The 11,703-nt window shown below is 58.0% G+C and carries 10 protein-coding genes; 8 read left to right on the top strand and 2 right to left on the bottom strand.

Going from position 1 to position 11,703, the window contains the following annotated elements; genetic code table 11:
• The 8 genes from mhpB (at position 1) to mmuM (ending at position 8,496) form a co-directional block, all read left to right on the top strand.
• Entirely contained in the window at positions 1 to 945 is a 945-nt protein-coding gene (mhpB, locus tag ACU8YC_RS11720) for a 2,3-dihydroxyphenylpropionate/2,3-dihydroxicinnamic acid 1,2-dioxygenase (protein WP_151218566.1), read from the top strand.
• A 28-nt stretch (positions 946 to 973) separates the two neighbouring features.
• Positions 974 to 1,840, top strand: a complete 867-nt coding sequence (mhpC, locus tag ACU8YC_RS11715; protein ID WP_151218567.1) for a 2-hydroxy-6-oxonona-2,4-dienedioate hydrolase — start codon at positions 974 to 976, stop codon at positions 1,838 to 1,840.
• A 9-nt stretch (positions 1,841 to 1,849) separates the two neighbouring features.
• A complete protein-coding gene (gene mhpD, locus ACU8YC_RS11710; protein WP_252837917.1) occupies positions 1,850 to 2,659 on the top strand; it encodes a 2-keto-4-pentenoate hydratase in 810 nt (269 codons plus the stop codon).
• On the top strand, positions 2,656 to 3,606 hold the full coding sequence (gene mhpF / locus ACU8YC_RS11705; RefSeq protein WP_446895353.1) for an acetaldehyde dehydrogenase: 951 nt from the start codon (positions 2,656 to 2,658) through the stop codon (positions 3,604 to 3,606). The genes mhpD and mhpF overlap by 4 nt, the downstream gene beginning before the upstream one ends.
• On the top strand, positions 3,603 to 4,616 hold the full coding sequence (mhpE, locus tag ACU8YC_RS11700; RefSeq protein ID WP_151218570.1) for a 4-hydroxy-2-oxovalerate aldolase: 1,014 nt from the start codon (positions 3,603 to 3,605) through the stop codon (positions 4,614 to 4,616). The genes mhpF and mhpE overlap by 4 nt, the downstream gene beginning before the upstream one ends.
• A 68-nt stretch (positions 4,617 to 4,684) precedes the next feature.
• Positions 4,685 to 5,899: a 3-(3-hydroxy-phenyl)propionate transporter MhpT gene (gene mhpT, locus ACU8YC_RS11695; RefSeq protein ID WP_210904699.1), complete on the top strand. Its 1,215-nt coding sequence runs from the start codon at positions 4,685 to 4,687 to the stop codon at positions 5,897 to 5,899.
• 274 nt (positions 5,900 to 6,173) lie between these two features.
• A complete protein-coding gene (mmuP, locus tag ACU8YC_RS11690) occupies positions 6,174 to 7,577 on the top strand; it encodes an S-methylmethionine permease (protein ID WP_151218572.1) in 1,404 nt (467 codons plus the stop codon).
• A complete protein-coding gene (gene mmuM, locus ACU8YC_RS11685) occupies positions 7,564 to 8,496 on the top strand; it encodes a homocysteine S-methyltransferase (RefSeq protein ID WP_151218573.1) in 933 nt (310 codons plus the stop codon). Before mmuP ends, mmuM begins: the two co-directional genes overlap by 14 nt.
• A 38-nt stretch (positions 8,497 to 8,534) precedes the next feature.
• On the opposite strand, the gene fbpC is transcribed toward mmuM, so the two are convergent.
• Both fbpC and ACU8YC_RS11675 read right to left on the bottom strand, forming a co-directional pair.
• Positions 8,535 to 9,581, bottom strand: a complete 1,047-nt coding sequence (gene fbpC / locus ACU8YC_RS11680) for a ferric ABC transporter ATP-binding protein (RefSeq protein ID WP_151224831.1) — start codon at positions 9,579 to 9,581, stop codon at positions 8,535 to 8,537.
• A gap of 11 nt (positions 9,582 to 9,592) precedes the next feature.
• The gene (locus tag ACU8YC_RS11675; protein ID WP_151218575.1) at positions 9,593 to 11,671 is read right to left on the bottom strand and encodes an ABC transporter permease; all 2,079 of its coding nucleotides are present in this window, start codon (positions 11,669 to 11,671) and stop codon (positions 9,593 to 9,595) included.
• Positions 11,672 to 11,703: the final 32 nt, after the last annotated feature.

Genomic DNA, 11,703 nt, shown 5'->3' with positions numbered 1-11,703 from the left:
ATGCATGCTTATCTTCACTGTCTCTCCCACTCGCCGCTGGTGGGTTACGTCGACCCGGCTCAGGCCGTGCTCGACGAGGTTAACGGCGTGATCGCCAACGCCCGGGCGCGTATCGCGGCGTTTGACCCTGAACTGGTAGTGCTGTTTGCCCCCGATCACTACAACGGTTTTTTTTACGATGTGATGCCGCCGTTCTGTTTAGGTGTGGGAGCCACGGCGATCGGCGATTTCGGCAGCGCGGCGGGGGAACTGCCAGTGCCGACAGATCTCGCTGAAGCTTGCGCCCACGCGGTGATGAAAAGCGGCATCGATCTCGCCGTGTCCTACAACATGCAAGTCGATCATGGTTTCGCCCAGCCGCTGGAGTTCTTGCTCGGGGGGCTGGATAAGGTCCCTGTGCTGCCAGTGTTTATTAACGGCGTCGCCACGCCGCTGCCGGGCTTTCAGCGTACCCGCATGCTCGGGGAAGCGATTGGCCGTTTCGCCAGCTCATTGAATAAACGCGTACTGTTTTTAGGCTCCGGCGGGCTGTCACATCAGCCGCCGGTACCGGAGCTGGCGAAGGCCGATGCTCATATGCGCGACCGTCTGCTCGGCAGCGGTAAGCAGCTGCCCGAAAACGAGCGCGAGCTGCGCCAGCAGCGGGTGATTAGCGCCGCCGAGAAGTTCGTGGCCGATCAAAACACGCTGCACCCGCTGAACCCTGTCTGGGATAACCGCTTTATGACCCTGCTTGAACAGGGGCGTTTGCAGGAGCTGGACGCGGTCAGTAACGAAGAGTTGTCTGCGATGGCGGGCAAATCAACGCACGAAGTAAAAACCTGGGTTGCCGCCTTCGCCGCTATTTCTGCCTTTGGAAACTGGCGCAGCGAAGGCCGTTATTACCGCCCGATCCCGGAGTGGATCGCCGGATTCGGCTCCCTGAGCGCCACCACAAAGAACTGAAACAGAACTGAATATGCAGGAGAAAACCATGACTTACCAACCGCAAACCGAAGCCGCGACCAGTCGTTTCCTGGAGGTGCAGGAAGCAGGCGAAACCCTACGCGTGCATTTCAATGACTGTGGACAGGGAGAAGAAACCGTTGTGCTGCTGCACGGCTCCGGTCCGGGGGCGACCGGCTGGGCGAACTTCAGTCGCAATATCGATCCGTTGGTGCAGGCCGGATACCGGGTGATCCTGCTGGATTGTCCTGGCTGGGGTAAAAGCGATGGGATCGTTAACCGCGGTTCGCGATCCGATCTCAACGCTCGCATCCTGAAAAGCGTGGTCGATCAATTGGATATTCACAAAATCCACCTGCTGGGCAATTCGATGGGCGGCCACAGTGCTGTGGCGTTTACCCTGAGCTGGCCGGAGCGCGTGGGCAAACTGGTGCTGATGGGCGGCGGAACGGGCGGCATGAGTCTGTTTACCCCGATGCCGACCGAAGGTATCAAGCGGCTGAATCAGCTGTACCGCGAGCCGACCATCGAGAACCTGAAGCTAATGATGGAGATCTTTGTCTTCGATACCAGCGATCTCACTGAGGCGCTGTTTGAAGCGCGTCTGAACAATATGCTGTCGCGCCGCGATCACCTGGAAAACTTTGTGAAAAGCCTCGAAGCCAACCCGAAACAGTTCCCGGACTTCGGCCCACGCCTGGGGGAAATTAAAGCCCAGACCCTGATTGTCTGGGGACGCAATGACCGCTTCGTACCGATGGACGCCGGACTGCGCTTGCTCTCCGGAATTGCGGGTTCTGAGCTGCACATCTACCGCGACTGCGGACACTGGGCGCAGTGGGAACATGCGGATGCCTTTAACCAGCTGGTGCTGAATTTCCTCGCACGCCCTTAAGGAACGGACATGACCAATCTTAATCTTGAGCAGTTAGCCGCCGATTTACGTCAGGCTGAGGAAAAAGGGGAAGCGATTGCTCCGCTGCGTGAACTGATCGGCGTGGACAACGGCGAAGCGGCCTACGCTATTCAGCGCATCAACGTACAGTACGACGTGGCACGTGGGCGTCGCGTGGTGGGGCGCAAAGTAGGGCTGACGCACCCGAAAGTGCAGCAGCAACTGGGGGTCGATCAGCCGGATTTCGGCACGTTGTTTGCCGATATGTGTTACGGCGATAACGACACCATTGCGTTTGAGCGCGTGCTGCAACCGCGAATTGAAGCGGAAATTGCGCTGGTGCTGAACCGCGATTTGCCCAATGCCGACACTACCTTTGACGAGCTGTACAACGCCATTGAGTGGGTACTGCCCGCGCTGGAAGTGGTCGGCAGCCGTATCCGCGACTGGTCAATCAAGTTTGTTGATACCGTGGCGGATAACGCCTCCTGTGGCGTGTATGTGGTCGGTGGTCCGGCACAGCGTCCGGCAGGGTTAGAGCTGAAAAATTGCACGATGAAAATGACGCGCAATAACGAAGAGGTCTCCAGCGGGCGCGGCAGCGAATGTCTGGGACATCCGATCAACGCCGCCGTCTGGCTGGCGCGCAAAATGGCCAGCCTCGGCGAGCCGCTGCGCGCCGGAGACATTATTCTCACTGGGGCCTTAGGTCCGATGGTAGCGGTGAATGCGGGCGATCGTTTTGAAGCCCATATCGAGGGTATTGGTTCAGTCGCCGCCACCTTTTCAGCGGCGGTTACAAAAGGAAGTCAGTCATGAGTAAGCGTAAAGTGGCCATTATCGGCTCCGGTAACATCGGCACCGATTTGATGATTAAAATTCTGCGTCACGGGAAACAGCTTGAAATGGCGGTGATGGTCGGTATCGACCCGCAATCCGATGGTCTGGCGCGTGCCAGACGTATGGGCGTTGCTACCACCCATGAAGGGGTTACGGGACTTATCGCCATGCCGGAATTTGCCGATATCGACATCGTGTTTGATGCCACCAGTGCGGGTGCGCATGTGAAAAACGATGCCGCGCTGCGCGCCGTAAAACCGGAGATCCGCCTGATCGACCTGACGCCTGCGGCGATCGGTCCGTACTGCGTCCCGGTGGTGAATCTGGACGCTAACGTTGACCAACAGAACGTCAATATGGTGACCTGCGGCGGGCAGGCGACTATCCCGATGGTGGCGGCAGTTTCTCGCGTGGCAAAAGTCCATTACGCCGAAATTATCGCCTCGATCGCCAGTAAATCTGCGGGTCCAGGCACGCGCGCTAATATCGATGAGTTTACTGAAACCACCTCGAAGGCGATTGAAGTGGTTGGCGGCGCGGCAAAAGGTAAAGCGATTATCGTCCTTAACCCGGCCGAGCCGCCGCTGATGATGCGCGACACGGTGTATGTGCTGAGCGAAGCGGCTTCCCAGCTTGAAGTTGAAGCGTCTATTAATGAGATGGCGGCGGCGGTACAGGCGTACGTGCCGGGCTATCGGCTGAAACAGCGCGTGCAATTTGAAGTCATCCCGCAGGATAAACCGGTCAATCTGCCGGGCATCGGTCAGTTCTCCGGGCTGAAAACCGCGGTGTATCTGGAAGTGGAAGGCGCGGCGCACTATCTGCCAGCCTACGCGGGCAATCTCGATATTATGACCTCCAGCGCGCTGGCGACCGCTGAGAAGATGGCGCAGTCATTGGTACGCAAGGCAGGAGAAGCAGCATGAACGGTAAAAAACTCTATATCTCTGACGTGACCCTGCGCGACGGCATGCACGCTATTCGTCACCAGTATTCACTGGAAAACGTGCGCCAGATTGCCAAAGCGCTGGACGACGCGCGGGTCGATTCCATTGAGGTGGCACACGGAGACGGCTTACAAGGTTCCAGCTTTAACTACGGCTTTGGCGCGCACAGCGATCTGGAGTGGATTGAAGCGGCAGCGGACGTGGTGAAGCACGCTAAGATCGCCACGCTGCTGCTGCCGGGTATCGGCACGATTCATGACCTGAAAAATGCGTATCAGGCTGGGGCGCGCGTCGTGCGTGTGGCGACCCACTGCACCGAAGCGGATGTGTCGGCCCAGCATATTCAGTATGCGCGTGAACTGGGTATGGACACCGTCGGCTTTCTGATGATGAGCCATATGACCACGCCGGAAAACCTCGCGCAGCAGGCGAAACTGATGGAAGGTTATGGTGCAACTTGTATCTATGTGGTCGATTCCGGCGGGGCGATGAACATGAGCGATATTCGCGCCCGCTTCCGCGCCCTGAAAGCGGTGCTGAAACCGGAGACGGAAACCGGGATGCACGCCCACCACAACCTGAGCCTCGGCGTGGCGAACTCGATTGCCGCGGTGGAAGAGGGGTGTGACCGTATCGATGCCAGCCTGGCCGGTATGGGTGCAGGCGCAGGCAACGCACCGCTGGAAGTGTTTATCGCCGCGGCGGATAAGCTCGGCTGGCGGCACGGGACCGATCTGTATGCGCTAATGGACGCCGCCGACGATCTGGTACGCCCGTTGCAGGACCGCCCGGTGCGGGTGGATCGCGAAACGCTGGCGCTGGGTTATGCCGGGGTGTACTCCAGCTTCCTGCGCCATTGTGAAGTCGCGGCGGCGCGTTATGGCCTGAGTGCGGTAGATATTCTGGTTGAACTGGGCAAACGCCGGATGGTAGGCGGCCAGGAAGATATGATCGTCGACGTGGCGCTGGATCTGCGCAACAGCAAATAAAAATGATTACGCGGCTGGCAATGTATCAGCCGCGATTCACCTGCATCGTGACTTCAGAGGTACATCTTATGACTACTCGTACCCCCGCATCCTCATCCCGCCTGACATTGACCGTCGGGTTGTGTTTTTTAGTCGCCCTGATGGAAGGGCTGGATTTACAGGCCGCCGGGATCGCTGCTGTCGGTATCGCCCATGCGTTTGCATTGGATAAAATGCAAATGGGCTGGATCTTCAGCGCGGGCATTCTCGGGCTGCTGCCCGGCGCGCTGGTGGGTGGCATGCTGGCCGATCGCTATGGCCGCAAACGGATTCTTATTGCCTCCGTGGCGCTGTTCGGCCTTTTCTCGCTGGCAACAGCGGTTTCCTGGAATTTCTCATCGCTGGTGTTTGCCCGTCTGATGACCGGCGTCGGGCTGGGCGCGGCGTTGCCGAATCTGATTGCGCTGACTTCCGAGGCGGCGGGTCCGCGTTTTCGCGGTACGGCGGTAAGCCTGATGTACTGCGGCGTGCCGATTGGCGCGGCGCTGGCGGCGGCGCTCGGGTTTAGCGGCCTGGCTTCAGCCTGGCAAACGGTGTTCTGGGTCGGCGGGGCGATCCCGCTGCTGCTGGTGCCGCTGTTGATGCGCTGGCTGCCGGAATCGCAGGTTTACACCCAACAAACGCAGGTTGCCGCTGCACCGCTGCGCGCCCTGTTTGCGCCAGCGACGGCCACCGCCACGCTGTTGCTGTGGCTATGCTATTTCTTCACCCTCCTGGTGGTGTATATGCTGATCAACTGGCTGCCGATGCTGTTGGTCGGGCAGGGTTTTGAGCCCTCGCAGGCGGCGGGCGTGATGTTTGCCCTGCAAATTGGCGCAGCCAGCGGCACCTTAATCCTCGGGGCGTTAATGGACAAACTGCGCCCGGTGGTCATGTCGCTGCTGATCTACACCGGGATGCTGGCATCTCTGCTGGCGCTGGGCACGGTATCGTCATTGAGCGGCATGTTGATGGCCGGATTTGTGGCGGGGATGTTTGCCACCGGCGGGCAAAGCGTGTTGTATGCGCTGGCACCGCTGTTTTACAACACGCAGATCCGCGCCACCGGTGTGGGTACCGCTGTTGCCGTCGGGCGTCTGGGTGCGATGAGTGGTCCGTTGTTGGCAGGAAAAATGTTAGCGCTCGGCACCGGAACGGTGGGGGTGATGGCGGCTTCTGCGCCGGGGATATTGCTGGCAGGGCTGGCGGTATTTATTCTGATGAGCCGCAAATCGCAGATGCCGATCCCGGCCAGCGGTGCTTAAGCGCTCATTCGGTAGTATGAGCAGGGAGATACGGTTCCCACTTCCGGGTGAACGCCAGTCGGTGAGGACGTTGCCAGAGTTTACATAAAGCCTGGCAACGGAGGCGTTATGAGCTGGCGGCCCTTTTTGTATTTGATTATTAATTCCCACCCGATCTTAAGCGCCCGGCGCGGGCATCTGCGCCTGGTGCAGGGTTGACTTTGCATTCTGTTAACAAACGCGGTATAACAAACCTTCTTTGGATGTTTAGATGTCCATACGGTTAGAAGGTTATATGCAAACAGCACAACAAAATGCGCCACTGAAGCGCACAATGAAAACGCGTCACCTGATAATGCTCTCCTTAGGCGGCGTGATTGGCACAGGGTTATTCTTCAATACCGGGTACATCATCTCCACCACCGGGGCGGCGGGAACGCTACTGGCCTATCTGATTGGCGCGCTGGTGGTCTGGTTGGTTATGCAGTGTCTGGGCGAGCTGTCGGTCGCGATGCCGGAGACCGGGGCGTTTCACGTATATGCTGCGCGTTATCTCGGCCCCGCAACAGGATATACCGTGGCCTGGCTCTACTGGCTGACCTGGACTGTCGCGCTGGGTTCGAGTTTTACCGCCGCCGGATTCTGTATGCAATACTGGTTTCCACAGGTGCCTGTATGGGTCTGGTGCGTGGTGTTCTGCGCGATTATTTTTGGTCTGAACGTCATCTCCACGCGCTTTTTTGCCGAAGGGGAGTTCTGGTTCTCGCTGGTGAAAGTGGTCACCATCATCGCTTTTATTATTCTCGGCGGGGCGGCGATTTTTGGTTTTATCCCGATGCAGGATGGCTCGCCCGCGCCTGGACTGAGTAATATCACGGCGGAAGGCTGGTTTCCACACGGTGGCTTACCGATCCTGATGACGATGGTGGCGGTGAATTTTGCTTTTTCGGGAACCGAGCTTATCGGTATTGCCGCCGGAGAAACAGAAAACCCGCGCAAGGTCATTCCGGTGGCGATCCGTACTACCATCGCGCGACTGATTATTTTCTTTATCGGCACCGTGTTTGTGCTGGCGGCGCTGATCCCGATGCAGCAGGCGGGTGTGGAGAAAAGCCCGTTTGTGCTGGTGTTTGAAAAGGTGGGGATTCCTTACGCCGCCGATATTTTTAACTTCGTGATCCTGACGGCTATTCTTTCCGCGGCGAACTCCGGGCTGTATGCCTCCGGACGCATGCTGTGGTCGCTATCGAATGAACGCACGCTGCCAGCCTGTTTTGCCCGAGTGACGAAAAATGGCGTGCCGCTGACGGCGCTGTCGGTCAGTATGCTTGGCGGCGTACTGGCGCTATTTTCCAGCGTGGTGGCCCCGGATACGGTATTTGTCGCGCTGTCGGCAATCTCCGGGTTCGCAGTGGTGGCGGTGTGGCTGAGCATTTGCGCTTCGCACTTCGTCTTTCGCCGCCGTCATCTGCAGCAGGGTAAGGCATTGAGTGAATTACATTATCGCGCGCCGTGGTATCCACTGGTGCCGGTACTGGGATTTATGCTGTGTCTGGTGGCTTGTGTCGGGCTGGCATTCGATCCAGCGCAGAGAATTGCGCTGTGGTGCGGGTTACCGTTTGTGGCGGTGTGTTATGGTGCCTATTTTCTTACTCAACCGCGTAAAGCCAAACAGGAGCCCGAACATGTCGCAGAATAATCCGTTAAGCGCCATCCTCGATAAACAGGATTTCCTGCTGCTCGATGGTGCGATGGCGACGGAGCTGGAAGCGCGTGGCTGTAACTTAGCCGATAGCCTGTGGTCAGCCAAAGTGCTGGTCGAAAATCCGGAGCTTATCCGCGAAGTCCATCTCGATTACTACCGGGCGGGGGCGCAGTGTGCGATCACCGCCAGCTATCAGGCGACACCGGCGGGGTTTGCCGCCCGTGGTCTGGATGAAGCGCAGTCGAAAGCGCTAATTGGTAAAAGCGTGGAGCTGGCGCGTAAAGCCCGTGAAGCGTATCTGGCCGAGAACCCGCAGGCAGGCACGCTGCTGGTAGCAGGATCCGTCGGGCCTTACGGCGCATATCTGGCGGACGGTTCTGAATACCGTGGTGATTACCAATGTAGCGCTGAAGAGTTTCAGGCGTTTCACCGCCCGCGCGTGGAAGCCTTGCTGGATGCCGGGGCCGATCTGTTAGCCTGTGAAACCCTGCCAAATTTTGCCGAAATTAGCGTGCTGGCTGAGCTATTGACAGCGTATCCGCGCGCACGGGCGTGGTTCTCATTTACCCTGCGCGACAGCGAACACCTGAGTGACGGTACGCCGCTGCGTGACGTAGTTGCGCTGCTATCGGGTTATCCGCAGGTGGTGGCGTTAGGGATTAACTGCATTGCGCTGGAAAACACCACCGCCGCGTTGCAGCATTTACACAGCTTAACGACGCTGCCGCTGGTGGTGTATCCGAACTCGGGTGAGCACTACGATGCCGCGAGCAAAACCTGGCATCATCACGGTGAGCATTGTGCGCAGCTGGCGGATTATCTGCCGCAGTGGCAGGCCGCTGGCGCCCGGTTGATTGGCGGGTGCTGTCGCACCACGCCGAAAGATATTGCTGAGCTGAACGCGCAGCGCTAAGAATAATGCCGGGTAAGCGCAGCGCCACCCGGCATAAATCATGCCGCATCCGCCAGAACAAACATGCCGTACGGATGGATTTCGAGATAATACTGCTCGCCGACGTCCGGCTGCAGACGTGTGGCGTTGACCTGTAATAAGATCTCCTGCCCGTGCCATTCCACCGTGACTTCATACTGGGGGCCCATATAGGCCACGTGGCGGATCACGCAGCGCTGACTCTCTTCGCCGCGATCGCTGAGCGTGATCGCTTCCGGGCGCACGCCGACCATACCTTCGCCTTGCGTACCAAAGTGCAACGGGCGCGGCAGGTGATAGCCGTAGATATCAACGTATTGGTCACTGAAGGTGGCCGGGAACAGGTTGGCATCACCCATAAAGCTTGCCATAAAGCGCGAGGCGGGCTGGCGATAGAGATCCTGCGGTGAACCGATCTGCATGATGTGTCCCTTGTTCATCACCAGCACGGTATCGGAAACCGCAAAGGCTTCGCTTTGATCGTGGGTGACGTACAACGAGGTGATATCAAACTGCTTTTGCAGTTCGCGGATCTTGTCGCGCATGCTGCGACGCAGGTTGGCGTCGAGGTTACTTAACGGTTCATCAAACAGCAGCACTTTCGGTTTGAGGATCAGTGCGCGCGCCAGTGCCACGCGCTGCTGCTGACCGCCGGAGATCTGATCAACATAGCGTTCTTCGAACCCCTCCAGATCGACCATCGCCAGCGCCTCTTTGACGCGGGATTTCACCTCAGCGCGGGACACACCGAGCATCTTCAGGCCATAACCAACGTTCTCTCCCAGCGACATATGCGGGAACAGGGCATAAGACTGAAACACCATACAGATATCACGCTGCTGAATTGAGCGATGGGTGACGTCTTCGCCATCAATGAAAATCTGTCCTTCGCTCGGTTTTTCCAGCCCGGCGACCAGGCGCAAAATGGTGGTTTTGCCACAGCCGGACGGGCCGAGCAGCGTGACCATTTGTCCCTGCGGAATGGTGAGATTGATATTGTCGATAACCGTGTTGCTGCCAAATCGTTTGGTGACGTTGCGCAGTTCAACGAAATTTTTCTGAGTCATAGTGCGCTCCATTACGCCTGGTTTTTGGCTTTTGAACGGGAGGTTCGTGATTCACCGATCAGCCAGTCAAAGATGAAAATAATCGCCAGCATCACCACGATCAGAATAGAACCGTAGGCAATCGCCACGCCGTATTCGCCGTCTTCCACGCGGTTAAGGATATAGGCTGTGGCTACGCGGGTATCCGGCGTGACGAGGAACACAATGGCGCTGACGGTGGTAATGGCGCGCACAAAGCTGTAGATCAGCGCCGAGAGGATCGCCGGGCGCAGCAGCGGCAGCAGGATGTGCGTAATGGTCCGCAACGAGCCAGCGCGCAGGCTAAGCGAAGCTTCATCCAGTGATTTATCGATCTGGCCTAAGCCCGCGATACCTGCCCGAATACCGACCGGGACGTTACGCATTACCATCGAGATAATGACAATCGCCGCCGTACCAGTGAGGTACACCGGGGCGCTGTTAAAGGCCAGAATGTACGACACGCCCGCGACGGTGCCCGGAACGGCAAAGCACAACATAGTGGTGAATTCGATGGTCTTTTTGCCCTTAAACTGCTGGCGCACCACAATCCAGGCGATCAGCAGGCCGAAGATAGCAGTGATCGGCGCGGCAATCCCGGCGTAGAGCAGGGTGTCGAGCAGTGAAGGCCACGCGCCGTCGCTCATCCCCTGGCCGAACAGTTTGGTAAAGTTCGCCAGCGTCAGCGTGTAGTCCACGCCCCAGTTAACGGTGAAACTGCCGTAGAAAATGCTGCCGTACAGCAGGGCGTTAAAGGCAATCCACACTGCCAACAGCGCGACCACGCTCCACACCAGCGTCACCGGCAGTGGCTGTACGTCGCCCCGGTAGGATTTACCGGAAACGGTGACGTACGAGCGTTTACCAATCCACATGTACTGCACGCAGAACACCAGCAGCGAGAACAGCAGCAGGAATGCGCCCAGCGTACTGGCGGCCTGGTAGTCGAGCTGCGAACCGGTGATGTAGAAGTAGATTTGCGTTGCCAGCACGTCGAAGTTTCCGCCGAGCACCAGCGGGTTACTGAAGTCAGCCAGCGATTGCACCACCACAATCAAAAAGGCGTTGGCCAGTGCTGGTTTCAGTAGCGGGACAAACACGCCGTTAAAGGTCTGCCAGCGGCTGGCGCGCAGGGTGTAAGAGGCCTCTTCCAGCGACGGATGAATGGTTTTAATCGCCCCGTCGAGGATCATAAATGCCATCGGCGTGAAGGCCAGTACCTGCGCCAGCCAGATGCCGGTAAAACCGTACAGCCAGTTGGTGTTGGTTAAGCCAAACCATTCGACCATAAATTCGGTGATGTAACCGGATCGCCCCATCATCAGCGTGACGCCTAACCCCACAACAAACGGCGGGGTGACGATCGGCAGAATCGAGAAAATTCGTCCGATAATGGCGCTGCGTTTGGCGATCCGGGTAGTGTAGATAGCCAGCACCAGGCCAAAGAAGGTGCAGCCGACGCCGACGGCAATCGACAGCATAATCGAGTTGAGGATCACCTGAATGATATGCGCCTGAGACAGCACATTCATAAATGCCAGCGGGGCAAATTCTCCGGCGTCGTTGGTGAACATCGGAATAAAAATAGCGATGCTCGGCCAGACGATAAAAATACCGATTAGCGCGACAATCGCGGTGAGCGAACCGATGACGAAACGGTCGCCGCCCAGCCATTCCAGACGGGTGAGTGCCAGGGTCATGATCGCGCCAAGTGCCACAAACAGCACAATGGTGGCATAGCCTAAGCCGCGCCCCTCAAGAGTCGCGCTGGCGACGATAAACGCCATACAGAAGAATGCCCAGCCAGCGTCAAGATAATGGCGGCCGCGCTGTTCGCGCCTGGCCTCATGGAACGGACGTACCAGCAGCAGGCTCGGCAGCAGATACCATAACCAACTGATATTGAACTGTGACCAACCGTAGGCGGCGAGTATTTCCTCGCGCGTCGACTCCAGCAGGCCGTAGTCCAGGCTCCAGCTTGGTAACAGGGCAAACGCCAGCCAGCCAAGCAAAACCCAAAGAAATATCGCATCCCGTTTTTTCACGGGATGGAGTGCAAGTGTGTGTGACATAGCGGTTCCGGTATTCCAGGCCGGATGCGGTA

The sequence above is a fragment of the Citrobacter sp. VF227 genome (genome assembly GCF_052950715.1).
Note: the sequence above shows the minus strand (reverse complement) of the source record. Positions and strands in the feature narration are given on the sequence as shown.

Coding starts and splice junctions, on each gene's coding strand:
- ACU8YC_RS11675 (WP_151218575.1), bottom strand. CDS start 11,671: ATGTCACACACACTTGCACTCCATCCCGTGAAAAAACGGGATGCGATA.
- mhpF (WP_446895353.1), top strand. CDS start 2,656: ATGAGTAAGCGTAAAGTGGCCATTATCGGCTCCGGTAACATCGGCACC.
- mhpT (WP_210904699.1), top strand. CDS start 4,685: ATGACTACTCGTACCCCCGCATCCTCATCCCGCCTGACATTGACCGTC.
- fbpC (WP_151224831.1), bottom strand. CDS start 9,581: ATGACTCAGAAAAATTTCGTTGAACTGCGCAACGTCACCAAACGATTT.
- mhpD (WP_252837917.1), top strand. CDS start 1,850: ATGACCAATCTTAATCTTGAGCAGTTAGCCGCCGATTTACGTCAGGCT.
- mhpC (WP_151218567.1), top strand. CDS start 974: ATGACTTACCAACCGCAAACCGAAGCCGCGACCAGTCGTTTCCTGGAG.
- mmuM (WP_151218573.1), top strand. CDS start 7,564: ATGTCGCAGAATAATCCGTTAAGCGCCATCCTCGATAAACAGGATTTC.
- mhpE (WP_151218570.1), top strand. CDS start 3,603: ATGAACGGTAAAAAACTCTATATCTCTGACGTGACCCTGCGCGACGGC.
- mmuP (WP_151218572.1), top strand. CDS start 6,174: ATGCAAACAGCACAACAAAATGCGCCACTGAAGCGCACAATGAAAACG.
- mhpB (WP_151218566.1), top strand. CDS start 1: ATGCATGCTTATCTTCACTGTCTCTCCCACTCGCCGCTGGTGGGTTAC.